The sequence below is a fragment of the Streptomyces sp. NPDC059897 genome (assembly GCF_042730865.1).
In the GTDB taxonomy this organism is placed as follows: Bacteria; Actinomycetota; Actinomycetes; order Streptomycetales; family Streptomycetaceae; genus Streptomyces.
In genome coordinates this window covers 150,374-177,203 of record NZ_JBHWKQ010000015.1, presented here as the reverse complement: position 1 = coordinate 177,203, position 26,830 = coordinate 150,374, and the positions used below count along the sequence as shown (strand labels likewise).

Below are 26,830 nucleotides of genomic sequence, written 5' to 3'. Positions count from 1 at the left end.
GCGCAGTTCCCCGCGCCCCTGAAAGGGGCGCGGGGAACTGCGCAAAGGCGACCAACGACGCGACGCGCGGCCGCCCGCAAGAGCCGAAAGACGCACACGCACGCGCGTAACGGAAGGCCCTACTTCTCGGCGCCGTCGGCCGTATGCCCGCCCAAATGCGTCGGCACCGGCGCCCGCTCCAGCTCGTGACGGAGGTCGTCCAGTTCGGAGCCGCCCGCCATCTGCCGGGTCAGCTCGTCGAGCGTGATCTCGTCGCGCGCGTGGCTGCCGAACATCCCGCCCCGCTTGAGCAGCACGAACCGGTCGCCCACGAGGTACGCGTGGTGCGGGTTGTGCGTGATCAGCACCACGCCGAGACCCGCGTCACGGGCCGCCGCGACGTACTTCAGGACCACACCCGACTGCTTGACGCCGAGCGCCGCCGTCGGCTCGTCGAGGACGAGGACCTTCGCGCCGAAGTAGACGGCGCGGGCGATGGCGACGCACTGGCGCTCGCCGCCGGACAGCGTGCCGATCGGCTGGTCGACGTCGCGCAGGTCGATGCCCATGCGAGCCAGTTCCTCGTGCGTCGTGCGCCGCATGAGCTCGACGTCCAGGCGCTTGAAGGGGCCCGTGCCCTTCGTGGGTTCGGAGCCGAGGAAGAAGTTGCGCCACACCGGCATCAGCGGGACGACCGCGAGGTCCTGGTAGACCGTGGCGATGCCCCGGTTCAGGGCGTCGCGCGGGTTGCTGAGGCGGGTCTCCTCGCCCTCGATCGCGAACCGGCCGCCGTCGTGCTGGTGCAGACCCGCGATGATCTTGATGAGGGTCGACTTGCCCGCGCCGTTGTCGCCGAGGACGCAGGAGATCTCGCCCGCGTTGACGACGAGCGAGACGTCGTCGAGGGCGCGGATGTTGCCGTAGAACTTGCTGACGCCGTCCAGCTCCACCAGCGGCGTACGCGTATCAGTCGTCATTTGCTCGCCTCCGCGCGCTTGCGGACCCACGCGTTGAGCAGGGTCGCGAGGAGCAGCATCGCCCCGAGGAAGAACTTGAACCAGTCCGAGTTCCACTCGGCGAACACGATGCCCTTGCTGGTCATGCCGAAGATCAGCGCGCCGATCGCCGCGCCGACCGCGGAGCCGTAGCCGCCGGTGATCAGGCAGCCGCCGATGACGGCCGCGACGATGTAGATCAGCTCGTTGCCGACGCCCTCGCCGGACTGCACGACGTCGTAGGAGAAGAGCAGGTGCTGGCCGGAGATCCAGGCGCCGAACGCGACGCCCATGTAGAGGCCGATCTTCGTCTTGTTGACCGGGACGCCCACCGCGCGGGCCGCGTCGAGGTCGCCGCCGACCGCGAAGATCCAGTTGCCGACGCGGGTACGGAGCAGGATCCAGGTCGCCACGAGGACGAGGGCGAGCCACCACAGGATCGTGATCTTGAAGTCGACGCCGCCGATGCTGAACGTGGAGGCGAAGACGGACTTGGCCGACTGGAAGCCCTCCATGTCGGCGATCGACTTCGTGGAGACGGTGCCGCTGATCAGCTTGGTGAAGCCCAGGTTCATGCCCGTCAGCATCAGGAACGTGCCGAGCGTGATGATGAAGCTGGGGAGTTTGGTGCGGGTCAGCATGACGCCGTTGAAGACGCCGATGGCGAGCGTCACCAGGAGCGAGACGCCGACGCCCACCCAGGTGTTCGCCGTCATCTGGTAGCTGAACATCGACGAGATCAGCGCCGAGGACGTGACCATGACGCCCGCCGACAGGTCGAACTCGCCGCCGATCATCAGCAGTGCCACCGGCACGGCCATGATGCCGAGGGTCGAGGACGCGTACAGGACCGTCGCGAGGCTGGTCGCCCGCAGGAAGCTGTCCGCGAAGATCACGAAGAAGATGAATACGGCGACGGCGCCGATGACCGAGCCCAGTTCGGGGCGGCCGAGCAGCTTCTTCCAGGGCGAGGTCCTGACCAGCCGTTCGTCGGTTTTCTCCGGCGTGGTTGTCGCGCTGCTCATCGGGTCCCCCGCTTCGCGTACTCCTGGAGCTTCGCGGCCTGGTCCTTGGTGACGACCTCGGGACCTGTCAGGACCGGTTGTCCGCCGCCGAGCACATTGGCGTTGTACCGGTAGAGCCAGAGCAGGTCCACGGCCTCGTAGCCCTGGAGATAGGGCTGCTGGTCGACGGCGAAGCCGAGGTCGCCGTCCTGGAGCTCCTGCGCGACCTTGTCGTTGAGGTCGAAGGTCTCGATCTCGGCCTTGCTGCCCGCGTCCTCCTTGGCCTTCACGGCGGTGGCGGCGAACGGGGCGCCGAGCGTGACGACCGAGTCGATGGACGTGTCGGACTGCAGCTTGGCCTCGATGGAGGACTGCACGTCGGGCATGTTGGTGCCCTCGACGTACAGGTTCGTCATCTTGCCGTCGAAGGTCTTCTTGGCGCCCTCGCAGCGCTGCTCGTGGCCGACGTTGCCCTGCTCGTGCAGGACGCACAGCGCCTTCTTCTTACCGCGCTTGTTGAGCTCCTTGCCGACGGCCTCGCCGGCGATGGTCTCGTCCTGGCCGATGTGCGTGATCGCGCCGTACTTCTTGTAGATCTCGGAGCCCGAGTTCACGGTGATCACGGGGATGCCGGCCTTCTTCGCGCGGGCCAGGGCGGACTTCATGGCGTCCGGCTTGGCGAGCGTGACGATGATTCCGTCGACCTTCTTGTCGATGGCCGCGTCGACGAGCTGCGCCTGCTGGTTCGCCTCCTCGTTGTGCGAGTAGAGGAAGTTGATGTTGTCCTTGGTGGCCGCCTGCTTGGCGCCGTTCTGGACGATGTCCCAGAAGGTGTCGCCATCGCCCGAATGGGTGATCATGGCGAAGGTCCAGCGGGGCGTGTCCACCGCCGCCCTGCCCTGCGCAGCCTGGGACTTCCTGGCGTCCTCCGCCCGCTTGCCGCCGGTGCTGCTGCACCCTGCGAGCGAGAGGCCGAGAGCCCCCGCAACCGCGATGCTCACCCAGGTCCGAAACCGTGCCACGAGGCCGTGCCCTTCTTGGTCTGCTGCGTCATCGACCGGGATCGGCGGGCCGACCCCGGCGGACCGTGATCCGGTCCTGAAGGACCCGATTGATCCGGTCCTAGAGGACCTCATTCCGGTCCCAAACGCACAAGTATGGGTCACGGGGATCATGCATCCATTCACCGGGTACCGCGCGCGGTGTACTTCTCCAGCTGCGGCACGTCCTTCTCGGTGACGATCGCCGGGCCCGTGAAGACGGGCTTGCCGCCGCCGAGCACGTTCGCGTTCGTCTTGTGGAGCCACAGTTCGTCCACCGCCAGATAGCCCTGCAGATACGGCTGCTGGTCGACGGCGAACGTGACCTCCTTTGCCTTCAGCCGGCGTACGACCTCGGCGTTCAGGTCGAACGTGGAGATCTCCGCCTTGCTGCCCGCGCCGTCCTTGGCCTTCACGGCGAGCGCCGCGATCGGGGCGCCGAGCGCGACGACCGCGTCGATGTCCTTGTCCGCCTGGAGCTTCGCCTCGATGGACGACTGGGCGGAGGGCGCGTTCGTGCCCTCTACGTTGAGGTTCTCGACGCTGCCCTTGAAGGTCTTGCGGACGCCGTCGCAGCGCTGCTCCAGGGAGACGTTGCCCTGCTCGTGGATGACGCACAGGGTCTTCTTCTTCCCCTGCTTCGCCAGCTCGCTGCCGACCGCCTCCCCCGCCACGCCCTCCTCCTGGCCGATGTGGCTGAGCGCGCCGAACTTCTGCGAGAACTCCGAGCCGGAGTTGATCGAGACGACCGGGATGCCCGCGGCCTTCGCCTTCGCGAGCACTGGCTCCATGGCCTGCGGCTTGGCGAGCGTGACGACGATCCCGTCGACCTTCTTGTCGATCGCGGCCTGCACCAGCTCGGCCTGCCCCTTGGCCTCCTTGTCGTTGGAGTAGAGGAACTGGACGTTGTCCTTGTCGGCGGCCTGCTGGGCGCCCTTGCGCACGATGTCCCAGAAGGTGTCGCCCTCGCCCGAGTGCGAGACCAGCGCGATCTTCATGCGGGGCGTGTTCACGGCCTTGCCGCCGCCTCCGCCGCCGTCGTCCTTGTCCTCGGAGTCCTTGCCGCCCGAGCCACTGCAACCGGCGGCGAGCGCGATCACGGAAACGACGACTAGGCAGCCTGCGGCCGTACGGCCTGTGCGGTTCGTGCGCATGGTGGAGCCACCTCTCCTCCGGCCGCCCGGTGCGGCTGGAGGAGTTTGTAGCGGGGTCCCATCGCAGCGTCAATGACTTTGTCAGAACATTCGGACGCCCAACGGTCAGGAGCGTACGAGGAGTTGGAACTCGAAGGAGTAGCGGGAGGCCCGGTACGTGTGCGAGCCGAACTCGACCGCGCGGCCCGTGTCGTCGTACGTCGTGCGCTCCATGGTGAGCAGCGGCGCGCCCTCCTGCTCACCGAGCCGCTCGGCCTCGACTGCGGTGGCGGCGCGGGCGCCGACGGACTGGCGGGCGCTGTGCAGGGTGATGCCGGCGGCCCGCATCAGGCGGTACAGGCCGGTCGCCGCGAGCCGCTGGTCGTCGAGCGCGAGCAGTCCGGTGGGCAGGTGGTTGCGGAGGTACGCGACCGGTTCGCCGTGCGCGAGCCGCAGCCGCTCGACGCGGTGCACGTCCTCGCCCTCCGCGACGCCGAGCGCGGCGGCGATCTCGGCGGAGGCCGGCACGAGGGTGTTGCCGAGGACCCGGGTCTCGGGGCGCTGACCGGCCGCCTCCAGGTCGTCGTACAGGCTGGACAGTTCGAGGGGGCGCTTGACCTGGCTGTGCACGACCTGGGTGCCGACGCCGCGGCGGCGCACGAGCAGCCCCTTGTCGACGAGGGACTGGATGGCCTGGCGGACGGTGGGCCGGGACAGGCCGAGGCGCCCGGCGAGCTCGATCTCGTTGCCGAGCAGGCTGCCGGGGGTCAGGGCGCCGCGCTCGATCGCCGCCTCCAGCTGCTGGGACAGCTGGAAGTAGAGCGGCACCGGGCTGCTGCGATCGACGCTGAGGCCGAGGTCGACGGTCGGGTCAGCTACGGGTTTGGCCACGGAGCGAGGGTAGCGGGGGTGAGATGTTGACGGGAAGTCCGGAGGTCAGGTTGTCAGGACAAAGAAGCCCGGCCACGGCAGCCGGGTGTTTGTCAGGACAAACGATTGACACCCACCCGGGACCACGCCACCGTTGTGTGCCATGCGCATCGGACTCATCGGAACGGGCCGCATCGGCACCTTCCACGCGGGCGTGCTGGAGCGGTACCGGGAGGTCGGCTCGCTGGTCGTCACCGACGCGGAGCCCGCGCGGGCGGCCGCGCTCGCCGACCGGATCGGGGCGACGGCGGCGCCCGGCGTCGACGAGATCTTCACGTGGGGCGTGGACGCGCTCGTGATCACCGCGGCGACGGCGGCACACGCCGAGCTGATCGGGCGGGCGGCGCGGGCCGGGCTCCCGGTGTTCTGCGAGAAGCCGATCGCGCTCGACCTGCCGGGCACGCTGGCCGCGCTCGCGGAGGTCGAGGCGGCGGGCACGGTGCTGCAGCTCGGCTTCCAGCGGCGCTTCGACGCCGGGTACACGGCGGCGCGGACCGCCGTCCAGGAAGGGAAGCTCGGCCGGGTGCACACGGTGCGCGCGATGACCTCCGACCCGGCGCCGCCCCCGGCCGCGTATCTCCCGCTCTCCGGCGGCCTCTACCGGGACTGCCTGATCCACGACTTCGACATGCTGCGGTGGGTGACGGGCCGCGAGGTCGTCGAGGTGTACGCGACCGGGTCCGACGCCGGGCCCGCGATGTTCCGGGAGGCGGGGGACGTGGACACGGCGGCGGCGCTCCTGACCCTCGACGACGGCACCCTCGCCACCGCCACGTCCACACGCTGCAACGGCGCCGGCTACGACGTCCGCATGGAGCTCTCGGGCGACCGGGACACGGTCGTCGTGGGCCTCGACGACCGCACCCCCATCGCCTCCACGGAACCCGAGGGCCCACCCGCCGCGACGAAGCCATGGCCCGGCTTCCTGGAACGCTTCGCCCCCGCGTACGAGGCCGAACTGAAGGCCTTCGTCGATGTCGCCCGCGGCGAACGCCCCAACCCGTGCGACGGCCGGGAGGCCCTGCGGGCCCTGCGGATCGCGGAGGCGTGCGAGGTGTCGCGGGCGGAGCGGCGGGTGGTGCGGCTCGACGAGGTGGCCGGGGGCTGACCGCGCCGCCGCTCGGGCATCCCGCGGGTCAGGACGTCATCGCGAGGAGCCGGTCCAGGACCGCCGGGTCCGCCTTGACGCCGTCGTGCAGATGCCGGTCGGAGACCCACGGGCGCAGGCCGCGCGCCAACGACGCGGTCGCCAGCGACTGCTCACGGTCGACGAACATGTCGTCGTGGTAGACGGCGGCGGCCACCGGTACCTCGTTCGCGGCGAGCCGGTCGAGGTCGTAGAGAGCCGGCCAGTCCGTGTGGCGGGCGAGCGCGTCGGCGGTGGCCTTGAGCGGGACGAGCGCCGGGTCCTCGTCGAACATCCACGGGTACATCATTTCGCCGGTGAAGCGCAGGGCCCCCGGGCCCCCGGCGTCGAACTCCGGGAACTCCGCCCTGACCCGGTGGGCCGACCAGTCGGTGGCGCGGCCGCCCTGGGCGTAGATCGCTTCGTGCAGGACCGCGTAGAGCGGGCGCGGGGCGAGGGAGACGACCGCGTCGACGCCGCGCAGGAACGGGTCCGAGAGGGCGGGGCCGTTCGGTCCTGACACGAACGCGCACTCCAGGAGGTAGTGCAGCGAGTCGAAGGCGGAGGACGTGCCGAAGGTGATGCCCAGGGTCTGGAAGCGGCGCACCGAGAGCCGCTCCCCCGACGGCATGCGCACGTCGTGCTTCGTGAGGTGGTCCGCCACCCGTTCGGCCAGGGACCGGTCCTGCGGATAGCGCGCGAAATAGCGGGAGTTGGCTTCGAGCGTGCGGCGGTAGGCGGCCCGGTAGACGTCGTCCGCATGGCCGGTGAGCGTGGGGAGGCCGCCGGTGATCAGGGCCCGGTCGAGGCCTTCGGGGGCGAGGCTCAGGTAGGTCAGGGTGCTGAAGCCGCCGAAGCTCTGCCCGAGGACCGTCCAGGGGCGGTCGCCCTGGAGCTGGCGCCGCAGGAGTTCCGCGTCGCGCACGATGGCGTCCGCGCGGAAGTGCGTGAGGTACGTCGCCGGGTCCGGGTGGGCGGCGAGCGTCGTGCGGTCGGCGGGGGTGGAGCGGCCGGTGCCGCGCTGGTCGAGGAGGACCACGCGGTACTCCTTCAAGGCGCGGCGCAGCCAGGCCCCGGACGCGTTGGGCCGTTCGGCGCGGCCGCCGGGCCCGCCCTGGAGCCAGAGCAGGCGGGGCAGTTCACGCCCCTCCATGCCCTCGGCGACGACCTCGCGGGCGAAGACACCGATGCGGGGTCCCTCCGGGTGGGCGTGGTCGAGGGGGACGTCGAGGGTGTGGTCGGTGCAGACGAGTCCGTTGTGGCGGTAGGTGGTCATGGTGGGGGTGACTCCTGGGGTAGGACGGGGCGAAGGATTGCGCAGTTCCCCGCACCCGTTTCAGGGGCGCGGGGAACTGCGCGAACCGCAACCACGGCTGGCGTGTCAGTATCCGGCGACACCCAACTCCCGGCAGATATCCACCAGTTCGGGGTGCACGTACACCCCGTCCTTTTCGATGCACTCCCCGTCGAGGTAGATGGACGGGCCGAGGATCGAGCCGTCCGTGTGTGCGGCGGACACCCACGGCTCGCCACCGATCCACGCGCCCTTGGTGCCGATGCCGAGCTCGACGCAGCCGAAGACGCGCTCGTCCTCGACGATGCGGCCGGTCGGCGCGGGCACGCCCGGGTTGAAGCCGAGCGACCAGTGGGCGACGCGGAACATGTTCGGGTCGCCCCAGGACTCCATCCAGCGGCGGAAGATCTCCGCGTCCTGGCCCTCGCCGTCGATCGACGTGACGACGCCCTTCTCGACGACGCAACGCACCGGGTTGCGCAGCAGGCCCAGCTGGTCCGGCGGCCACAGCGCGCCGTCGAAGACGAGGACGCCGTCCTGGGTCTCCTCCAGGGGGTTCCAGGAGATCTGGCCGGAGAGCATGACGGTCTCGCCGGGCTTCTCGGCCGGCTTGCCGCGCAGGTTGATCGGGCGGTCGCCGTTGCGGCCCGTGATGTCGGTGCCGTTGGCGGAGGTGATGCGCACCTCGTCGGCCTGCTCCAGGAGCCTGACCAGCGCGTTGCCGAGCTTGATGACGCCCTGGAAGTCGGGGCGGCCGACCGTCGCGACGAGCATGTGCACGTCCATGGCGGTCAGGTTGGTGTAGCGGCAGCCGTTAGCCATGGCGCGGCGGAAGGCGTCGGAGTGCATCACGTACGAGACGGCGAACTCGATCCACACGTCGGCGTCCGCGATGGCGCCGGCGACGGGGCGCGGCGGCTCCATCGAGGAGCTGGGCATGGTCTCGGACCAGACGACGACGGGGTGCGCGCCCGCGGCGGCGACGGCCTGCGCGGTGGCGTCGACGACGCGCCGGTCGCTGCTCGTGTCCCCGGTGAGCACGACGTGCTCACCGGGCTTGACGAGCATGACCTGCTCGACCAACTTGCGGGCGGCGAGGGCGAGTTCGTAGCTCAGGTACTCGGCGCGGGGTTCGAGGCGGCTGAACATCTCCATGGTGAATCCTTCTCCTTGCGGTGGTGCGTGTACGAGAGGTGGCTTGAGGGGGCGGGCGGTTATGTGGTCAGCCCGCCTTGACGATCTGGGCGGAGTCGCCCAGGGAGCTGCCCGCGATGAGTCCGGCGCCGACCAGGTTCAGCTCCTCGTCGGCGCGCGGCCCGCGCCAATTGCGGTAGCCGACGCGGACCGCGAGGGCTGCGAGGACCAGCCAGCAGGCGTGCGGGGTGAGGATCAGCAGACCGGTCGCGAGCATCACGCCCATCTGCCGCTTGGTGCCGCCGATCAGCTGGATGAGGGCGCCGGGGATCGCCCAGATCAGCAGCGTGCGCAGTACTCCGGGCTCGCCCAGGCCGTTCTTGACGGTGTCGGCGTAGACCTTGGCGACGGGCGGGATCAGCCCCTGCTTGAAGTACGACTGCCAGAGCACGGCCACGACGACGAGCGCGGCGGCGAAGCCGATGAGGGCGGCGCGGAACTGCTCGCGGCGGCCCTCCCGCTCGAACGGGTCCCAGGGCTCGTGGTCGCGGCGCAGCAGCCAGCCCGCCTTGAGGTCGTAGCCCATGTCGGCGAAGGCAGGACCGGTGGCGGACACGTAGCCGACGAGGAGGGCGAGCGGGACGGACGGGATGCCGATGAGCAGCCCGAAGACCAGGAAGATCAGAGTGACGGCGAAGGACGGGAACCAGCCGGACTGCATGGCGGCGAGGCCGACGATCAGCTCGTGCACGAGGGCGGCGAACGCGGCGAACAGCACCCAGCCGACGATGCCGAGCGGGCTCATGTCCCCGATCAGTCCGCCGAGGACGGCGAGCAGCACGGCGCCCGCCACGAAGAGGGCGTAGCCGCGGACCAGAGAGCGGCGCAGCTGCGTCTCGTCGACGGTGTACGCGGTGGTGGGGTCGGCGGGCGCTTCGGTGGCGGCGGCTGCTGCCTCGGCCTTGGTGGCCGTGCGGCGGCGCATCAGCATGTGCACGGCTTGGCCGAGCGCGACCACACCGGCCCCGACCATCACGCCGTGCGGCACGTAGCCCACGCCGAGGTCGGTGTGGAACAGGCCGGGGCTGAACTCCCGCAGCCCGAGGCCGACTCCGAACATCCCCAGAGCCCATACGTTGCCGAGGAAGGCGACGCCGGCTGCGGACAGCGGGAGGCTGAACAGGGTGCCGACGACGCCGACGACGGTGCCCGCGCCGAGCACGAGGGCGCGCTTTCCGCCCTTGTCACCGGCCTTGATGGTCTCCGCGGCTGCGGTCCCCGGCGGCCAGGCCCCGTCGGCGGGCAGCAGCCGCGAGCCGAAGGACCGGTACAGGACCCAGGCGTCGATGAGCAGCCCCGCGAAGGAACCGATGAGCATCGGCCAGACGAGGTCCTTGCGCCCGAACACGTAGGGCACCGCGATCGAGGTGAGCAGGGCGTTGGCGGAGGCGAAGGTGGCGGCGGAGATCGCACTCTGGGCGAGGTTCTGCCGGTGCACGGAGCGCATCGAGCGCAGTCCCGCGAGGGGGATGCGGCCGATCAGCATGGCGATGAGGGCGCCGACCACCGAGGTGTTCGCGGAGATACCCAGCTTGGCGACGAGGTCCGCGCCGATGACGGCTCCGACGACGGAGAGCACGGCGAGGACGACGAACACCATGGGCTCGCGGACGCGCGGGTGCCCGGCGCCGGGGGCGGCCTTGTCCGGCCCTGACGGCGGAGGCGGTGCGGTGGCGGACGGCGAGGTGTGGTGCGACACGGGGGCACCCCTTGGTGGGCGGGCCCGGCCCGGGGCTGGGCGGGGCTGTTGTGGGCAGGCGGGAGCCGCGTACGGCGGGCGGTGCGGATCGCGGCGTACGGGCCGGAAGGGCGGGGGGCTGTGGCGGGGTCAGTTCGGGGGCTCTCAGGAGCCGAAGGCGGCCGTGGCCTCTCCGGCACCCGACAAAACGAGTTCGATGATGCGGTCGGCGGCGCGCGACACCCGGGTCGCCGGGCCGATGACCGTGAGGGATGCGGCGACGGTGCCGGCCTGGAACACCGGCGCGGAGACGGCGGCGACGGCCTCGTCGTATTCGCCGTGGCTGACGCTGTATCCCTGGTCGCGCACCTCGGCGTACCGCTCCTGGAGCGTGTCGAGGTCGGTGACCGTGTGGTCGTTGAAACGCTGGAGCGGGGTGGCTCCGAAGAGCCGGCGGATCTCGGCCTCGGGGTAGTGGGCGAAGATCGCGTGGCCGGAGGCGCCCGCGTGTCCCGGCATGACGGCGCCGATGATCGCGGTGTAGCGGATCGGGCCCGTGCCGTCGACCGCCGCGGCGCAGCGGTAGCCCGCACCCTGCGGCACGTTCAGGACGACGCTCTCGCCGGTCTCGCGCAGCAGTGCCGCGAGGATCGGGCGGACCAGCGAGGGCAGGACGCCGCTGTGCTCGCCGGCCCGGGCGAGCCGGGAGACGGCCGGTCCGAGCCGGTAGCGGCGGGTGGTGCTGTCGCAGACCAGGAAGGAGCGGGACGCAAGTGTGGTGAGGATGCGCTGCGCGACGGCCTTGTCCCAGCCGTGCCGGCGCGCCATCTCGCTCACGCCCCACTCCGGGCGCCGCTCCGTGAAGCAGAGCAGGGCCAGCAGGGCCCGGTCGGCGCCCTGCAGGACGCCGGGCGCGGGTGGGGCGAGACCCTCCGTATCGATTGCCTCGACCATCGCCTCACTCCTCTCCTGACCTCTGCTCGGTGCGCTGAGCGCAACGTCGTTGCGCTCAGCGGCGAGAACTATGGGATCGGGAGGGCGGGGGTGTCAAGGGTTTTCCGCAGGCACATCAAGGCCGGGCACATCAAGGCCGGGCAGATCTAGCCCCTGCGGCGATTGAGCAGCGGGGTCCGGGGCAGAGCCCCGGGACGTAGGCCCGGCCGACCGCAATGATCACCAGCGCACAGGAAGGCTCCGCGTCCCCCGGATCAGCATGCCCGGCAGCCACTCCCCCGGCTCCTCGGCGAGGGCCAGGTCCGGGCACCGCTCCAGGAGGGAGCGGACGGCGATACGGCCCTCCAGGCGGGCCAGCGGAGCGCCCAGGCAGAAGTGGATGCCGTGGCCGAAGGCCATGTGGCCGCGGGCGTCGCGGCGGATGTCGAAGCGGTCGGGCTCCGTGAAGCGGTGCGGGTCGTGGCTCGCCGTGGCGATGCCGATGAGCACCGGGGCGCCCGCCGGGATGATCGTGCCGTCGATGTCCACCGGCTCCGCCGCGAAGCGGTGCGTGGCCGTCTCGACCGGGCCGTCGTAGCGCAGCATCTCCTCCACGGCGCCGTCCAGGAGGGTCATGTCGGCGCGCAGGGCGGCCAGTTGGTCCGGGTGCTGGAGCAGGGCGCGGACGCCGTTGCCGATCAGGTTCACCGTGGTTTCGTGGCCGGCGATCAGCAGGAGGAAGGCCATGCCGCGCAGTTCGCTGGGCGAGAGGCGGTCGCCGTCCTCCGCCGTGGTCCGGATCAGCGCGCTCAGCAGGTCGTCCGCGGGGGCCGCGCGGCGCTTGGCCGCGATCAACTCGTCCAGGAAGTCGACCAGTTCGAGGTGCGACTCGTACGCCTCCGCCTCGCTGGTCGGCGCCACGACCTGTGTCGACATGCGGCGGAACCGCTCGCGGTCGATGTCGGGCACGCCGAGCAGTTCGCAGATCACCGCGAAAGGCAGCGGGAAGGCGAGGGAGCCGATGAGGTCGGCGCCGCCGCGCGGGACCATGTCGTCGAGCAGCTCGTCCGTGAGCTTCTGGATGCGCGGGGCGAGCGCCGCGACCCGGCGCGGGGTGAACTCCCGCGTGACCAGGGAGCGCAGGCGGCCGTGCTCCGGCGGATCCGCGAAGAGGAGGTGCAGGCCCATCATGTCGCCCTCCAGGCCCCACGGTGGGGTCTTGACCAGGCGGGGGTCGGTGAACGCGGCGCGGGCGGCCTCGTGGCCGACGATCAGGTAGAGGTCCTCGGTGGGGCCGGGGCCCGGGGTGCGGACGTGGTGGACGGGTCCGCGGTGGCGCAGCCGCTCGTAGACCGGGTAGGGGTCGGCGTGGAATCGGGGTGCGCCCCCGGCCAGCTCTCCCAGGTCGACGATCTCGGCGCTGCCCGTCATGTCGTGCCTCCCGTGGACCGGTTCCGGCTTCTCGCTGGGTCAACTCCTGGCGCCACCCGTACGTTCCCGTCCCGGGGGTGACCGGGGGTGGTTCCTACGCCGCGGGGCTTGATCTGCCGGGACCGGGGTCAAAAGATCGGGGCTCCGCCCCGGACCCCGCTGCTCAATCGCCGCAGGGGCTTGAACGGCCGCCCGACTCCAGGAAGCGGGCCAAGGGCAGCGTCGCCGCCCCCACCGTCACCGCGTCCGCACCCAAGTGACCCAGTTCCAGGGTGGTTTGGGCGAAGGGGTGGTGCAGGGCGTAGGAGGCGGCCGCGCTGCGAATGGCGGGCAGGAGGCGGGGGCCGAGCAGGAGGCCCGCCCAGCCGCCCACGACGATTCGTTCCGGGTTGAACAGGTTGACCAGGTCGGCGATGCCCGCGCCGAGGTATTCGGCCGTCTCGTCCAGCAGGGCGGCCGCGGAGGGGGCTTCGAGGAGTTCGGCCAGGGCGCCCTCCTCGTCCGCCGAGGTCCAGCCGCCGCCTGCCTCGCGCCAGCGGTCGAGGAGTGCGGCCGCGCCCACGTACGCCTCCAGGCAGCCGCGCGCCCCGCACCGGCAGCGTCGGCCGCCGACCCGCAGTGTGGTGTGGCCCCACTCCCCAGCGCTGCTCGACGCCCCTTGGTAGGGCGCGCCGTCGGCGATGACGCAGGCGCCGACGCCGGAGCCGATGAGCGCGATCACGGCGTTGCGGGCGCCGCGGCCCGCGCCGAACCACATCTCGGCGCGGCCGAGGGTCTTGGCGCCGTTGTCGAGGAAGAGCGGGAGGTGCGGGGGCAGTTCGGGCGGGAGGCCGTCGGGGGCGCGGAGCATGGCTTCCAGGGGGACCGCGTCCCAGCCGATCGTCTGGCCGTGCACCACCGCGCCGTTCCCGCCGGACGCGTCGACGATGCCGGGGACTCCGATGCCGACGCCGAGGACCGATGCGGGGTCCACGTCCGCGTCGGCGAGCACCCGCGTCAGGCCCGCGGTGACGAGGCGTACGACGTCCTTGGCGTCGAAGCGGCCGTCGCGCGCCAGGCCCGGCAACGGCTCGTCCACGCGCGCGAGTTCACCGAGGGCGAGGTCGAACAGCTCCACGCGCACGCGGGTCTCGCCGACGTCCACGCCCACGAGATGGCCGCTGCGCGGGGCGACGCGCAGCAGCGTGCGGGGGCGGCCGCCGTCGGAGTCGACGGAACCGGCCTCCTCCAGGAGGCCGTCGGTGACGAGGTCCGACACGACGTTGCTGATGGAGCCCGAGCTGAGCGCCGTGAGCGGGCCCAACTCCTGTCTGCTGAGCGGTCCGTCGAAGTACAGCTTGCTCAGGACCAGGGACCGGTTTCCGCGCCGCAGGTCGCGCACCGTCCGCCGGCGTGGTGCCGCCATCCCCACCCCTTCGACCGATCAGATGGTTGAACAGTGCGAATTTACCTCGGGGCACCGACACCGCTCGGGGCGCACCAGGAGTCAGTCCTCGTCCAGCAGCCCCGCGTCGTGGGCGAGCAGCGCGATCTGTACGCGGTTGTTGAGGTCGAGGCGGGCCATGATGCGGGAGACGTGGGTCTTGACGGTGGGGACGCTCATGTAGAGCGTCGCGGCGATCTCCGCGTTCGACCTGCCGCGGCCCACCTCCACAGCCACTTCCCGTTCCCGCTCGGCCAGTTCGGCCATGCGCGTACGCGCGCGTGCCCGCCGGTCGAGGGCGGGGTCGTCGCCCGAGACCTTGGTGATGAGCTGCCGGGTCACGGTCGGCGAGAGGACCGGGGCGCCGGCCGCCACCCGGCGTACCGACTCGACGATCTCGCCCGGCGCGGTGTCCTTGAGGACGAACCCCGCGGCCCCCGCGCGCAGCGCCCGCAGCACCTGTTCGTCCGCGTGGAACGTGGTCAGGACGATCACCTCGGGTGCGCCCTCGCGGGCCCGCAGCGCCTCCGTCGCGGACAGGCCGTCCAGGGTCGGCATGCGCAGGTCCATGAGGACGACGTCGGGGTGCAGCCGGGCCACCCGCTCCGCCACCTCGCTGCCGTCGGCGGCCTCGCCGACGATCTCGATGTCCTCGGCGGCGCCGAACATGAAGGTGAGCCCGGCGCGCACGAGGGGGTCGTCGTCGACGATGAGCAGGCGGATCGCGGTCATGGGGCCACCGTAGCGAGGACGATCATCGCCGTGTCCAGGCCGGACCCATTCCCGCGGCGCTCACTCCGGCCACGGGAGCCACGCGCGGACCGCGAAGCCGCCGTCCGGCTCCACCCCGTGGGCGAGCCGGCCGCCCGCGAGCGAGGCCCGTTCGGTGAGGCCGATCAGGCCCTGCCCGGAGCCGGGGACGTGCGGCACCTCGCCGGGCGGCGGCGGGTTGCGGACGGTGACGGTGAGGCCGTCCCCCGCGCCGCCCTCGACGGTGACCGTGACCTCGGCGCCGGGCGCGTGCTTACGGGCGTTGGTCAGGCCCTCCTGGGCGATGCGGTAGGCGGTGCGGCCGGTGGAGGCGGGCACGGCCGCCGCGTCGGGGACCCGGTTGTCGAGGTCGACCTTCATGCCCGCCTCGCGGGACTCGGCGACCAGGGTGTCGAGCGCGGCGAGGGTGGGCTGCGGCCGCCCCGACTCCTCGCCGTGGTCCGCCGCGCGCAGCACGCCGATGATCTCGCGCAGGTCCTGCAGCGCCTCGTGCGCGCTCTCCCGGATCACGCCCGCGGCCCGGGCGATCTCCTCCCGGGGCGCGTCGGGGCGGAACTCCAGGGCGCCCGCGTGCACGCTCAGCAGGGTGAGGCGGTGGGCGAGGACATCGTGCATCTCGCGCGCGATGTCCTCGCGGGCGAGCCGCTGCGCCTGCTCGGCGCGGAGCGCGGCCTCGGTCTCGGCGCGGCGCGCCCGGTCCCGCAGCGACATCAGGAGCTGGCGTCGGGAGCGGACGAACATGCCCCAGCCGACGACCGTGATCGTGATGATGACCGTGAACGAGACCGACAGCAGGTAGGAGGACTCGGGGTCGGGCCGCAGCCAGAAGAACAGCGGGATCAGCGCGATGGAGGTGCCCGCCACCCAGCCGATGTAGCGGAACGGGCGGTGCACCGCGAGCGTGAACACGGCGATCATGGACGCGCCGCCCGCCGTGTTGGACAGGAAGCCGATCGGGATCATGGCGACGGCGAGGCCCAGCGGCCAGCGCCTGCGCAGCCAGACCCCGGCGCAGGCGAGGGCGCCGAGGACCTGGTCGAGCACGGCGAAGGCGGGCGGGAGGTGCGGGTCGTCCCAGACCTGCTCGGCGAAGATCAGGCCGAGAAAGACCGCGATCCCGAAGCAGCTGAAGTCGACGATCCAGTCACGGGCGGTGCGCCGCCTGCGGCCCGGCTGCCCCTCGGGGTCGAGGTCGAGCTCGTCGGCGAGCGCCGAGGGCAGCAGCCGTCGACGCCAGCGCTCGGCGGGCGTGTCCGCCGCCTGCGGGGTTCCGGTCTGCCGCACTGCTTCCATGGTCGACAAATCTACGCACCCGGGGCGGCCCGCACCGCCCCGAGCGCCGCTTCCGCGACCAAAGTCGTACCCCCGTCGACTTTGGTCGCGGCCGGCCCCCGCGCTCCGCTACCGGAGTCGTACGGGGCTCGCCCCGCGGCCGATGTGGGTGGGGGGTCCGCGGGGCGAGAGTCCTGTGCATGAACAAGAACCAGTGGTTGCGGGTCATCGAGGTCTTCGGCGGAATCGCGCTGCTTCAGGGTGCGATCGGCATCCTGAACGAGTTCACCGGCCTGCCCGGCGGTTGGGGGCTGATCGGGCACATCGGCTTCCTCGACGGCCACGAGGTGTACGGCAGCATCGCGTTCATCGTGCTGGCGATCGCCGTGTTCGCGGCCGTCGAGGCCCAGCGCAAGAGCTGACTCCGACTCCTGCCGGGCCGGGGAGGGCCCGGCAGGAGTGGCCGAGCGGGTTCAGCAGGAGTAGTCGACCAGGTCGAAGGACGCGTAGTGGTCCGCCGTGTAGTAGTCCTCCTTGTCGGAGTCACCGGTGACGATGCGGCGGGCACCGCGGTCGTCCGAGCCCGGCGTGATCACCGTGTACTCGTGGTAGTAGCCGGAGGACTGGTCGGGGAGGATGCCCTCCCGGTTCTGGAAGACCGTGCCGTCCTGCTCGTACGGGTACGGTCCGCCCTGCTCGATGAGGTCCAGGGTGTCGTGCGCCTCGGCGGGCAGCGCGGAGGAGCAGATGTCGCCGACGTCGGCGGCCGAGACGGTGTGGGAGGCGACGGCCGGGGCCTGCGCGGCCGGTGCGGCGATCGCGGTGGAGCCGCCCACGCCGCCCAGGAGGAGGGCGGCTGCGACGGCGACGGCACTGAAGAAGCGTGGGGGAGTCTTCATGCCCCACAGTGTGACGCGCGTAGAGGTGGGCATGTCAACACCAACTCTCGTCTGTTTTCCGTCAGTTCACTGACGCCACATGCCGGTGGCGACATCGACGGCGACTTCGACGGCGACTTCGACGTCCATTTGCCGCCAGCCCCCGCCTGCCTGGATCGCTGTACTTGAAGCCACAACATCCGCTCCCTACAGGAGGCGACATGAACGGCAAGGTGGCTCTGGTGACCGGCGGCTCCCGCGGCATCGGCGCGGCGACGGCGCTGCGGCTCGCCCGCGACGGCTTCGACGTGGCGCTCACCTACGTACAGGGCAAGGAGGCCGCCGAGGACGTGGTGCGGCGGATCGAGGCGCTGGGGCGGCGGGGGCTCGCGGTGCGGGCCGATTCGGCGGACGCGGGCGAGGCGGCGGAGGTGGTGGCACGGACGGTGGCGGGGCTCGGCAGGATCGACGTGCTGGTCAACAACGTCGGTGTCGGCGCGCTCGGCCCGCTGGACGGCTTCTCCCTCGCGGACGTCGACCGGGCGCTCGACGTGAACGTGCGCGGCGTCTTCCTCACCTCGCAGGCCGCGGCGGCCAGCCTTCCCGAGGGCGGGCGGATCGTCACCGTCGGCTCCTGCATGGCCCAGCACGTGCCGGGCCCCGGCGGCACGCTCTACGCCACGAGCAAGGCGGCCCTGATCGGTCTGACGAAGGCGCTCGCCCGCGAGTTGGGCGCGCGTGGCATCACGGCGAACATCGTGCACCCGGGCCCGACGGACACCGACATGAACCCGGCCGACGGCCCGTACGCCCCCGGCCAGGCGGCGGCGACGGCGCTCGGCCGGTACGGCACCGCGGACGAGGTGGCGTCGACGGTCGCGTACCTGGCGGGCGAAGGGGCCTCGTACGTGACGGGCGCCGAATTCGCCGTGGACGGCGGGCACGCCGCGTAACGACAAAAGGAAATGCGGGGCACACCGGTGCTGTCAGGCCGGTGCGCCCCGCAAGTCGAGCAGAGTAGCGGGTCAGTGCTCCAACTCCCCTTGGCGGGTCGCCAGTTGGGACTCAGGACTCACATGGCGCTACTTGGCGCATTCCTCGCGCACGAGCAGCTGCCCCTGCGGGGCGGTGAACTCGCCGTCGGAGACGATGCGTTCGCCGCGCAGCCAGGTCGACTTCACGACACCGTGCAGCGTCTTGCCCGCGTACGCGGTGACGCGGTTGCGGTGCTGGAGGGCGGCCGGGTCGACCTGGAAGGTGTCCTCGGGGGCGAGGACGGCGAAGTCGGCGTCGCGGCCGGCCGCGATGGCGCCCTTGCGGTCGTCGAGGCCGACCAGCTTCGACGTGCGCTCGGACATCCAGCGGACCACGTCCTCAAGCGAGTAGCCGTGCCCCCGGGCCGCGGTCCAGATGGCGGAGAGGCTCAGCTGGAGGCCGGAGATGCCGCCCCACGCGGTCGCGAAGTCGTCGGTCTTCAGGTCGGCGGTCGACGGCGAGTGGTCGGTGACGACGCAGTCGATGGTGCCGTCGGCCAGCGCCTGCCACAGCAGGTCCTGGTTGGCGGCCTCGCGGATCGGCGGGCAGCACTTGAACTCGCTCGCCCCGTCCGGGACTTCCTCGGCGGTGAGCGTGAGGTAGTGCGGGCAGGTCTCGACGGTCAGCTCGACGCCCTCCGCCTTCGCGGCGGCGATCAGCGGCAGCGCGTCGGAGGACGACAGGTGCAGGATGTGGATACGGGCGCCGATCCGCTTGGCGGTGTCGATGAGGCCCTTGATGGCGACGTCCTCGGAGACGCGCGGACGGGTCGCCAGGTAGTCGTCGTACTTGGGGCCGCTGTTGTGGGGCGCCACGTCCAGCTCGTGCGGGTCCTCCGCGTGCACGATGAGCAGGCCGCCGAAGCCGGCGATCTCCGCCATGGAGGCGGTGAGCTGGTCGGCGTTCAGGTGCGGGAACTCGTCGACGCCGGAGGGCGACAGGAAGCACTTGAAGCCGAAGACCCCGGCGTCGTGCAGCGGCCGCAGGTCCTTGACATTGTCGGGCAGCGCGCCGCCCCAGAAGCCGACGTCGATGTGCGCCTTGGAGGCGGCCACGTCCTTCTTCGTACGAAGGTTGTCGACGGTCGTGGTTGGCGGCAGGGAGTTGAGCGGCATGTCGACGAGGGTCGTGATGCCGCCGGCCGCCGCGGCGCGGGTGGCGGTCCAGAAGCCCTCCCACTCGGTGCGCCCCGGGTCGTTGACGTGGACGTGCGTGTCGACGATGCCGGGCAGCAGCGCGTCGTCGCCGAAGTCCTCAAGGCGGGCCCCGGCAGGGACCTCCGCGTCGTGCGCGAGCACCGCGACGATCTTCCCCTGGGCGACGGCGACCGAGGCGGGGCGCGTACCTTCGGGAGTGATGACGCGCGTCGAGCGCAGCACGAGTTCGATCTGGACGTCGGGGTCCGACACGTGGGCCTCCTCAAGCTTCAACGTTCTGTTGAAGGACTTTCACTCAGACTTCGGGAACCGTCAAGACCCGCACGACAGACCCGGGGACCCTGGACGTTTCCACAAAGTGGAATTAAGATTCCGACAAGCAGAACGTAGCTACCGACGAACTTGTCGGTCAAGGGATCACTCTGCGGGAACCCGCCGGTAGGCTGCCCATCTGCCTGCCACCCGAAAGGAACGCGCTGTGCCGACGCCCGACGCCAGCACCACTGATGCCGCCAAGTCCGCACCCACCGGCGGTGTCCAGTCCCTCGAGCGCGCCTTCGACCTGCTCGAGCGGATGGCCGACGCCGGTGGTGAGGTCGGCCTCAGCGAGCTCTCCGCCAGCAGCGGACTCCCGCTGCCGACGATCCACCGCCTGATGCGCACGCTCGTCGCCTGCGGCTACGTGCGCCAGCAGCCCAACCGGCGCTACGCGCTCGGCCCCCGGCTCATCCGGCTCGGCGAGTCCGCGTCCCGGCTGCTCGGCACGTGGGCGCGCCCGTACCTCGCGCGCCTCGTCGAGGAGACCGGCGAGACCGCGAACATGGCGCTGCTCGACGGCGACGAGGTCGTGTACGTCGCCCAGGTGCCGTCCAAGCACTCCATGCGGATGTTCACCGAGGTCGGCCGCCGGGTGCTGCCGCACTCGACCGGCGTGGGCAAGGCGCTGCTCGCCTACACGCCGGCCGACGAGGTACGGGCGCTGCTCGGGCGGACCGGGATGCCCGCCGCCACGGAGAAGACGCTCACCACGCCCGAGGGCTTCCTCGACGCGCTGGAGGACGTGCGGCGGTCCGGGTACGCGGTCGACGACAACGAGCAGGAGATCGGGGTGCGGTGCCTCGCGGTGTCCGTGCCGGACTCCCCCACCGCCGCGGCGATCTCGATCTCGGGGCCCGCGGGGCGGGTGACCGAGGCGGCGACGGACAAGATCGTGCCGGTGCTGCAGCAGGTTGCGCGTGAGTTGTCGGTGGCGTTGGCCAGTTCCGGCCAGAGTGGTTGACGACTCGGGGCGCTGCCCCGGACCCCGCGCCTCAATCGCCGGCGGGGCTTGAATTGCTCACCCGCCCCGAGGCGATTGGAGACTCAAGCCGCACCGGGGACTGAAGACCGCCGTCCCGCATCTCTCGCACCTCGTCCGCCACCGTCAAGTGGTCGCGGTCGTGCGTCACCAGCACGGTTGCCGTCTCGCGCTCCCTCGTCAGCTTGCGCAGCAGGTCCAGGACCGCCGCGCCGCGTTCGTGGTCGAGGGCGCTCGTCGGTTCGTCGACCAGGAGGACGCGCGGCTCGTTGACCAGGGCCCGCGCGATGTTCACGCGCTGGCGCTGGCCGCCCGAGAGCTGGTGCGGGCGGCGGTGGGACTGGGCGGACAGGCCGACCGCGTCCAGCAACTCGCCCGCCCGTTCCCGTACTTCACGTGGTTTGCGGCCCTCCAGGTGGGCCATCACCTGAAGTTGTTCCAGCGCGGTCAGCGACGGCAGCAGGTTCGGCTGCTGGAAGACGATGCCGATGGCGCGGCGGCGCAGTTCCGCCGATTCCGTACGGGTCAGGGCCGTGGCCTCCGTGCCGTCGATGACCACCCGGCCGCTGTCGGGGGTGACGAGCGTCGCCGCCACCGCGAGGAGGCTGGACTTGCCGGAGCCGGACGGGCCCACCACCGCCGTCAGGCCGCCGGCCGGGACCTGGAGGGCGACCCGGTCGAGGGCCGTGAGGCGGCCGTCCCCGTCGGCGTAGGTCAGGGTGATGTCGTCGAGCAGCAGGGTCATCGGGCGCTCCCGAGGGCGGTGAGGGGGTCGACGGAGGTGATCCGCCGGATGGAGAGGGCAGCGCCCGCGAGGCCGAGGACCGTCATGACGGCGGCCGGGCCGAGCGCGGTCAGCGGGTCCAGGACGAACGGGACCGTGTCCGGGACGAAGGCGCCGATCAGGGTGGCGAGTCCGGTGCCGACGGCCGTGCCCGCGACCAGCATGAGGACCGCCTGGCCGAGGGCGTCCCGCAGCAGGTAGCGGGTCGAGGAGCCGAGGGCCTTCAGGACCGCGATGTCCGCGCTGCGCTGGATCGTCCAGACCGTGAAGAACGCGCCGACGACGAGCGCGGAGATGACGAAGAGGAAGCCGCGCATCAGCTGGAGCGAGCCGTTCTCCGCCTGGTAGGACCCTATGGCGGACAGGGCGCCGTCGATGGTCCGCGTCTCCGTGCCGGCCGCCTTGTCGGCGGCCGGCAGGTCGGCGCCCGCCGCGGTGCGCAGCGCGACGACCGTGGCGCGGTCGCCGCCACCGCTTCCGGTGGGCGCGATGTGCTGCCAGTCGGCGAGGTCGGTCCAGACGACCGGGGTGTGGCTGTACGAGGCGTCGCCGGAGACGCCGGTGACGGTGAGGCGCGCGCCGCCGAGGGTCAGCTTGTCGCCCGTGGAGGCGCCCAGTTCCTTCGCCGCCTTGGTGGACAGGACCGCCGTGCCGGGCTCCGTCGCCTCGGGTGCGAGGCCGGAGTCCTGGCGCACCCCGAACGCGGAGACCGCCGCGGTCTGCCGGCCGGCCTCGGCGTTCACCGTGCCGATGCCGATGGGCTCCGCGCTCTCGACGCCGTCCCGCGCAGCGAGGTCCCGCCACTGCTCGGGGCGGACCGTGGACGCCGTGAACGACACCGACTGGCCGTCCGCGGGCCGGGCGAAGGCGAGGTGGTCGGCGGGCAGCCCGGTGAGCGCCGACGTATTGTCCCGAGCGAGCCCCGCCGTCAGTCCCGACAGCAGTCCCACGAGCAGCGTGATCAGTACGATCACGGTTCCCATCAGGGCGAACCTGCCCCTGGCGAACCGTAGATCTCTCCATGCGACGAACATGCGGTCAAGACTGCTGCTCCGGGGCCGCCGCGGGCATCGCGCCACAGCACGCTTCACCCGAATCGAAGGGGGGACGCGCCTTTCAAACTTTCGGTTGACCGGTTCCGTGTGCGGGCTTCGTACGCTGGTGAGGGTATGGATCCACGTTCGCTCACCCCCGCTCTGCGCGCCCTGCGCCTCTGTCTGCATCTGCTGACGGCCGGCCTGCTCGCGCTCGTTCTCGTACGGGCCCTGACCGGGCGGTCCGAGGAACCGGTCGCGGCGGTGGTGGCGGTGGCCGGGGCGATGGGCGTCGTCTACGGGGTGGGCGCGGCGCTGCCCGTCGTACGGTCCACGCGGGCGGGCGCCGCGTGGTGGCTCGCCGTCCTCGGTCTCGTGTGGGCGCTGCTGCTCGTGCTCTCGCCGGACGCGCTGTGGCTGGCGTTCCCGCTGTACTTCCTGCTGCTGCACCTGCTGCCCGCGCGCTGGGGCGTCCCCGCGGTGGGCGTCGCCGCGGGCGCGGCCATCGCCTCGTACGTGGGTCATGACGGGGCGGTGAATCCGGGGGCGTTCATAGGGCCGCTGCTCGGCGCGGCCGTCGCCGTGGCGACCGTGCTCGGGTACCAGGCGCTGTTCCGGGAGAGCGAGCGCAAGCAGCGGCTGATCGACGAGCTGGTCGCCACCCGCGCGGAACTCGCCGAGGCCGAGCGCACCGCGGGCACCCTCGCCGAGCGGGAGCGGCTGGCCCGCGAGATCCACGACACGCTGGCGCAGGGCCTGTCCTCGATCCAGCTGCTGCTGGTAGCCGCCGGGCGCGAACTGCCCGCCGAATCCCCCGTCGCCGGACACGTCGAGCAGGCGCGGGCGACCGCGCAGGACAACCTCGCGGAGGCCCGCCGCTTCGTGCGCGCGCTCGCCCCGCCGGACCTGGACGTCGGCTCGCTGGCCGGGGCCCTCGACCGGCTGTGCGCCACGGCGCCCGGCCTCACCGCCCGCTTCTCGGTCAGCGGCACCCCGCTCGAACTTCCCACGCCGTACGAGGTGGCGCTGTTGCGCATCGCCCAGTCGGCGCTCGCCAACACGGTGCTGCACGCGGACGCCCGCCGTGCGGAGATCACCCTCAGCTTCATGGAGACCTCGGTGGCCCTGGACGTGGTGGACGACGGGGCGGGCTTCGACCCCGAGCGGGCGGCGGGCGGCGGCGACGGCGGGTTCGGGCTCGTCGCGATGCGCTCGCGGGTGAGCGAGCTCGGCGGCACGTTCACCGTCGAGTCGGAGCCGGGCCGCGGCACGGCCGTCGCGGTGACGCTGCCGCTGCCCTCCGGGGGTGCGGTGTGATCCGGCTGCTGCTCGCCGACGACCACCCCGTCGTACGCGCCGGGCTGCGGGCCGTGCTCGACGCGGAGCCGGACTTCGCGATCGTCGCCGAGGCCGCGACCGCCGAGCGGGCGGTCGAGCTGGCCGGGGACGTGGACGTCGTCCTCATGGACCTGCAGTTCGGCGCGGGGACGATGCACGGCGCCGAGGCCACCGCCCGGATCGCGGCCCTGGACGACGGGCCGCGTGTCCTCGTCCTCACCACGTACGACACCGAGGCGGACATCCTCGCCGCCGTGGAGGCGGGGGCCTCCGGCTATCTGCTGAAGGACGCGCCGCCGGAGGAGCTCGCGGCGGCCGTCCGCACGGCGGCGTCCGGGCGCTCCGCGCTCGCTCCCGCGGTCGCCGACCGGCTCATGGACCGGATGCGGGCCCCCGCGGAGGCGCTGAGCCGGCGCGAGCTGGAGGTCCTGCGGCACGTGCGGGACGGCCTGTCCAACGCGGAGATCGCCCGCGAGCTGTTCCTGAGCCAGGCCACGGTCAAGTCCCACCTCGTGCACATCTACGCCAAGCTCGGCGTCGACTCACGCACGTCGGCGGTGGCCCGGGCGACGCGGGACGGGCTGCTGCGGCGCCGCTAGGGACCTACGGAACCACTTCGAAGTCCGCCGCCCGCATCCGCTTCAGCGCCCGCAGCTCCGCCCGTTGCAGCGGCCGCACCGGCACGGTCAGCACCGGGCACACCGCGTGCCGTCGTACGTGGCGGTGGGCGGCGCGGCGCAGGCTCCGGGGGCGTACGCCGACGACGAGCAGGTCGTCGGGGCGCGCCGCGAGTTCCACCAGGGCAGGGCCCGGGCGGTCGCGCACCGCGCGGAGCGTCACGTCGAGGTCGGGCGGCAGGCCGCCGAGCGCTTCCTCGAACGCCGCCGCCAGCCGGGCGCGGGCCTCCTCGTACCAGTGCCGGGCCCACGCCGTGTCGGGCCACCGCCGGTACATGGCCTCGCCCTCCGGCGGCTCCCACGCGAGCACCGCCACCAGGGGCCGGTCCGAGCGCCGGGCCTCGGCGACCGCCGTGCGCAACGCGGCCAGGCTCGCCGGGGACCCTCCGACCCCGACCACCACGCGCCCACCGAGCCGCTCGCCGTCCATGACAACCCCCTCCTCACCGTGGCCTCCTCCAGGCCACTCCTCGCCGATCGAGTCCCACTCTGTACGCTGATTGGCCTGGACAGCAGGGCCAATTACGGAGATGTGGCATGGGCGATGGTGCGGTGGTCCGCAGCGTGGACGGCGGTGGGCGCGCGCTCGGCGGCAGGCGGCTCGGCGCGCTCGTGACCGGTGTGGCCGGGGAGCGTCCCGGCTACCGCGCGCTCGCGCAGGGCGTGCGGACGCTGCTGCTCGACGGGCGGATCCCGCTGCACACGCGGCTGCCCGCGGAGCGCGAGTTCGCGGCCTCGCTCGGGGTCAGCAGGGCCACCGTCACGGCCGCGTACGACCTGCTGCGCGAGAGCGGGTACGCGCGCAGCAGGCGCGGCGCCGGGACGTGGACCGAGTTGCCTGAGGGTGCGCGCCCGACGGTCGTGGCGACGCCCGCGGCAGGCGACGACGTGATCGATCTGGCGGTCGCGGCGCCCGGGTTCCTGGAGGACGAGCTGTCGGCCGCGTACGCCGCCGCGGCCCCGGACGTCGCCCGGCACGCGGTGACCAACGGCTACCACCCGTACGGGCTGCCAGAGCTGCGCGCCCAGATCGCCGAGCGGTACACGCGGCGCGGCCTGCCCACGCTGCCCGAGCAGATCCTGGTCACCTCCGGCGCCCAGCAGGCCGTGTCGCTCACCCTCACGCTGCTCGGCAGGCCGGGCGACCGGATCGTCGTGGAGAACCCGTCGTACGCCAACGCCCTTTCGGTCATCCGGCAGTTGGGGCTGCGGACCGCGCCGGTGCCGGTCACCGAGGACGGCTGGGACGTGGAGCTGATCGGCGCGACGCTGCGGCAGTCGGCGCCCCGGCTCGCCTATCTGATCCCGGACTTCCAGAACCCGACGGGCCGGCTGATGCCGAGCGAGCAGCGGCGGCAGGTGATCGCCGCCGCGCGGGCGACCGGCACCTGGCTGGTCATCGACGAGACCATCGCGGACATCGCGCTCGACGGGGTGAGCGAGCCGCCGTTCGCCTCGCTCGCCCCGCCCGGCGGGGGCGAACAGATCGTGACCGTCGGCTCGTTGAGCAAGGGGCACTGGAGCGGGCTCCGGGTCGGCTGGGTGCGCGCGGGCACCCGTCTGATCACCGAGCTGACGGCGCTGCGGGTGACCGCCGACATGTCGGGCTCGGTCCTCGACCAGTTGGTGGCGGGGCGGCTGCTGAGGCGGGAGGACAGCATTCTGCGCGGCCGGATCCCGGTGCTGCGCGAGCGCCGGGACCGGCTCGCGGAGGCCCTCGGCCGTGAGTTCCCGGACTGGCGCTGGCAGGTGCCGCCCGGCGGGCTCTCCCTCTGGGTGGACCTGGGGCGGCCGGTCGCCTCCGCACTGGGGCGGGCCGCGCTGCGGCACGGGGTGCGGATCGAGGGCGGCTCGCGGTTCGGCGCGGACCCCGGCACGTTCGAGCACCGGCTGCGCGTCCCGTACGTGCAACCGGTCGAGGTCGCCGAGGAGGCGGTGCGGCGGATCGCGGCGGCGCTCGACGGCGGGCTCGGCGGGGCGGGCGAGGAGCCGGGGCGGCCGCACTGGGTGGCGTAGGGCCTGCTGAAACGAACGGGGCCGCGCCGAGTGGCGTGGCCCTTCTTCGTCCACCCGGACGTCAGCCCTTCGCGGGCGGCCCTCCGAACAGCTCCACGGCACCCCTGACCTGGGACAGCGCCCCGGACAGCGCGCTCACCGAGCCGACCGCCCCCGCCACCAGCAGCAGCGAACGCCGCAGCCTCGGTACCTCGGGCCGGCCCCCGCCGGCCATCGCGTCCAGCGCCGCGAGCTCGTCCTCCGCGATGCCCCGGTCGGGAAACTCGACCGGATGCGCGGCCAGTTCACGGCGCAACCTGGACACGGCGGTACGCAGTTCGTCCACCCGCGGGTCCACGTCGCTCCCGGTCACAAGCCTCTGCTCCATGCTCCGCAACACAGCTCTCCCCCTCGCACGTCCTTGTGCGTGTG

Annotated in this window: 26 protein-coding genes; 7 read left to right on the top strand and 19 right to left on the bottom strand. The window is 72.2% G+C overall.

Going from position 1 to position 26,830, the window contains the following annotated elements:
• Positions 1-119: 119 nt before the first annotated feature.
• The 5 genes from ACFV9W_RS19295 to ACFV9W_RS19275 all read right to left on the bottom strand — a co-directional run bounded on the left by ACFV9W_RS19295 (position 120) and on the right by ACFV9W_RS19275 (position 5,042).
• Positions 120-956 (bottom strand): ATP-binding cassette domain-containing protein, encoded by an 837-nt coding sequence (locus ACFV9W_RS19295; protein WP_385762304.1) that lies wholly within the window; start codon positions 954-956, stop codon positions 120-122.
• A complete protein-coding gene (locus ACFV9W_RS19290) occupies positions 953-1,999 on the bottom strand; it encodes an ABC transporter permease (protein ID WP_385762301.1) in 1,047 nt (348 codons plus the stop codon). The genes ACFV9W_RS19295 and ACFV9W_RS19290 overlap by 4 nt, the downstream gene beginning before the upstream one ends.
• Positions 1,996-3,000 (bottom strand): sugar ABC transporter substrate-binding protein, encoded by a 1,005-nt coding sequence (locus ACFV9W_RS19285; protein ID WP_385762298.1) that lies wholly within the window; start codon positions 2,998-3,000, stop codon positions 1,996-1,998. The genes ACFV9W_RS19290 and ACFV9W_RS19285 overlap by 4 nt, the downstream gene beginning before the upstream one ends.
• A 161-nt stretch (positions 3,001-3,161) precedes the next feature.
• On the bottom strand, positions 3,162-4,172 hold the full coding sequence (locus tag ACFV9W_RS19280; protein ID WP_385762295.1) for a sugar ABC transporter substrate-binding protein: 1,011 nt from the start codon (positions 4,170-4,172) through the stop codon (positions 3,162-3,164).
• A 105-nt stretch (positions 4,173-4,277) separates the two neighbouring features.
• Positions 4,278-5,042, bottom strand: coding sequence for a GntR family transcriptional regulator (locus ACFV9W_RS19275; RefSeq protein ID WP_385762293.1), 765 nt, complete (start codon positions 5,040-5,042; stop codon positions 4,278-4,280).
• Positions 5,043-5,184: 142 nt separating this feature from the next.
• Here ACFV9W_RS19275 and ACFV9W_RS19270 point away from each other — a divergent pair, with 142 nt between their 5' ends.
• On the top strand, positions 5,185-6,189 hold the full coding sequence (locus tag ACFV9W_RS19270; RefSeq protein WP_385762290.1) for a Gfo/Idh/MocA family oxidoreductase: 1,005 nt from the start codon (positions 5,185-5,187) through the stop codon (positions 6,187-6,189).
• A gap of 28 nt (positions 6,190-6,217) precedes the next feature.
• Here the strand turns inward: ACFV9W_RS19270 and ACFV9W_RS19265 are convergent, their stop codons facing one another.
• The 8 genes from ACFV9W_RS19265 to ACFV9W_RS19230 all read right to left on the bottom strand — a co-directional run bounded on the left by ACFV9W_RS19265 (position 6,218) and on the right by ACFV9W_RS19230 (position 16,224).
• Complete coding sequence (locus ACFV9W_RS19265) at positions 6,218-7,483, bottom strand: alpha/beta fold hydrolase (protein WP_385762287.1); 1,266 nt, start codon at positions 7,481-7,483, stop codon at positions 6,218-6,220.
• Between the two features lie 105 nt (positions 7,484-7,588).
• Positions 7,589-8,656, bottom strand: coding sequence for a hypothetical protein (locus ACFV9W_RS19260; protein WP_385762284.1), 1,068 nt, complete (start codon positions 8,654-8,656; stop codon positions 7,589-7,591).
• Between the two features lie 67 nt (positions 8,657-8,723).
• On the bottom strand, positions 8,724-10,295 hold the full coding sequence (locus ACFV9W_RS19255) for an OPT/YSL family transporter (RefSeq protein ID WP_385762335.1): 1,572 nt from the start codon (positions 10,293-10,295) through the stop codon (positions 8,724-8,726).
• 243 nt (positions 10,296-10,538) lie between these two features.
• Positions 10,539-11,327 (bottom strand): IclR family transcriptional regulator, encoded by a 789-nt coding sequence (locus ACFV9W_RS19250; RefSeq protein ID WP_385762282.1) that lies wholly within the window; start codon positions 11,325-11,327, stop codon positions 10,539-10,541.
• A 219-nt stretch (positions 11,328-11,546) separates the two neighbouring features.
• Entirely contained in the window at positions 11,547-12,737 is a 1,191-nt protein-coding gene (locus ACFV9W_RS19245) for a cytochrome P450 (protein ID WP_385762280.1), read from the bottom strand.
• A 163-nt stretch (positions 12,738-12,900) separates the two neighbouring features.
• Positions 12,901-14,142 (bottom strand): ROK family protein, encoded by a 1,242-nt coding sequence (locus ACFV9W_RS19240; protein ID WP_385762277.1) that lies wholly within the window; start codon positions 14,140-14,142, stop codon positions 12,901-12,903.
• An 81-nt stretch (positions 14,143-14,223) separates the two neighbouring features.
• Positions 14,224-14,892 (bottom strand): response regulator, encoded by a 669-nt coding sequence (locus tag ACFV9W_RS19235; RefSeq protein ID WP_385762274.1) that lies wholly within the window; start codon positions 14,890-14,892, stop codon positions 14,224-14,226.
• 60 nt (positions 14,893-14,952) lie between these two features.
• On the bottom strand, positions 14,953-16,224 hold the full coding sequence (locus ACFV9W_RS19230; protein ID WP_385762271.1) for a histidine kinase: 1,272 nt from the start codon (positions 16,222-16,224) through the stop codon (positions 14,953-14,955).
• 179 nt (positions 16,225-16,403) lie between these two features.
• On the opposite strand from ACFV9W_RS19230, the gene ACFV9W_RS19225 reads away from it, so the two are divergent.
• Positions 16,404-16,625: a hypothetical protein gene (locus tag ACFV9W_RS19225; protein WP_385762269.1), complete on the top strand. Its 222-nt coding sequence runs from the start codon at positions 16,404-16,406 to the stop codon at positions 16,623-16,625.
• A 51-nt stretch (positions 16,626-16,676) separates the two neighbouring features.
• Here ACFV9W_RS19225 and ACFV9W_RS19220 read toward each other — a convergent pair whose 3' ends face one another.
• On the bottom strand, positions 16,677-17,102 hold the full coding sequence (locus ACFV9W_RS19220) for a ribonuclease domain-containing protein (protein ID WP_385762266.1): 426 nt from the start codon (positions 17,100-17,102) through the stop codon (positions 16,677-16,679).
• 200 nt (positions 17,103-17,302) lie between these two features.
• Between ACFV9W_RS19220 and ACFV9W_RS19215 the strand changes: the two genes are divergently transcribed.
• Positions 17,303-18,034: a 3-oxoacyl-ACP reductase family protein gene (locus ACFV9W_RS19215; RefSeq protein WP_385762263.1), complete on the top strand. Its 732-nt coding sequence runs from the start codon at positions 17,303-17,305 to the stop codon at positions 18,032-18,034.
• Positions 18,035-18,163: 129 nt separating this feature from the next.
• On the opposite strand, the gene allB is transcribed toward ACFV9W_RS19215, so the two are convergent.
• Entirely contained in the window at positions 18,164-19,525 is a 1,362-nt protein-coding gene (gene allB / locus ACFV9W_RS19210) for an allantoinase AllB (protein ID WP_385762260.1), read from the bottom strand.
• A gap of 226 nt (positions 19,526-19,751) precedes the next feature.
• On the opposite strand from allB, the gene ACFV9W_RS19205 reads away from it, so the two are divergent.
• Positions 19,752-20,552 carry an IclR family transcriptional regulator gene (locus ACFV9W_RS19205; protein WP_385762257.1) on the top strand — a complete coding sequence of 267 codons (801 nt, stop codon included), beginning with the start codon at positions 19,752-19,754 and terminating at the stop codon, positions 20,550-20,552.
• A gap of 31 nt (positions 20,553-20,583) precedes the next feature.
• On the opposite strand, the gene ACFV9W_RS19200 is transcribed toward ACFV9W_RS19205, so the two are convergent.
• Positions 20,584-21,315 carry an ABC transporter ATP-binding protein gene (locus ACFV9W_RS19200; protein WP_385762255.1) on the bottom strand — a complete coding sequence of 244 codons (732 nt, stop codon included), beginning with the start codon at positions 21,313-21,315 and terminating at the stop codon, positions 20,584-20,586.
• The gene (locus tag ACFV9W_RS19195) at positions 21,312-22,388 is read right to left on the bottom strand and encodes an ABC transporter permease (RefSeq protein ID WP_385762252.1); all 1,077 of its coding nucleotides are present in this window, start codon (positions 22,386-22,388) and stop codon (positions 21,312-21,314) included. The genes ACFV9W_RS19200 and ACFV9W_RS19195 overlap by 4 nt, the downstream gene beginning before the upstream one ends.
• A 135-nt stretch (positions 22,389-22,523) precedes the next feature.
• Between ACFV9W_RS19195 and ACFV9W_RS19190 the strand changes: the two genes are divergently transcribed.
• Both ACFV9W_RS19190 and ACFV9W_RS19185 read left to right on the top strand, forming a co-directional pair.
• On the top strand, positions 22,524-23,705 hold the full coding sequence (locus ACFV9W_RS19190; protein WP_385762249.1) for a sensor histidine kinase: 1,182 nt from the start codon (positions 22,524-22,526) through the stop codon (positions 23,703-23,705).
• On the top strand, positions 23,702-24,325 hold the full coding sequence (locus ACFV9W_RS19185) for a response regulator (protein WP_385762246.1): 624 nt from the start codon (positions 23,702-23,704) through the stop codon (positions 24,323-24,325). The genes ACFV9W_RS19190 and ACFV9W_RS19185 overlap by 4 nt, the downstream gene beginning before the upstream one ends.
• Before the next feature lie 4 nt (positions 24,326-24,329).
• Here the strand turns inward: ACFV9W_RS19185 and ACFV9W_RS19180 are convergent, their stop codons facing one another.
• Complete coding sequence (locus tag ACFV9W_RS19180; protein ID WP_385762243.1) at positions 24,330-24,833, bottom strand: universal stress protein; 504 nt, start codon at positions 24,831-24,833, stop codon at positions 24,330-24,332.
• Positions 24,834-24,940: 107 nt separating this feature from the next.
• On the opposite strand from ACFV9W_RS19180, the gene ACFV9W_RS19175 reads away from it, so the two are divergent.
• The gene (locus ACFV9W_RS19175) at positions 24,941-26,419 is read left to right on the top strand and encodes a PLP-dependent aminotransferase family protein (protein WP_385762240.1); all 1,479 of its coding nucleotides are present in this window, start codon (positions 24,941-24,943) and stop codon (positions 26,417-26,419) included.
• 61 nt (positions 26,420-26,480) lie between these two features.
• Here the strand turns inward: ACFV9W_RS19175 and ACFV9W_RS19170 are convergent, their stop codons facing one another.
• Positions 26,481-26,786 (bottom strand): DUF5955 family protein, encoded by a 306-nt coding sequence (locus tag ACFV9W_RS19170; RefSeq protein ID WP_385762239.1) that lies wholly within the window; start codon positions 26,784-26,786, stop codon positions 26,481-26,483.
• Positions 26,787-26,830 lie beyond the last annotated feature (44 nt).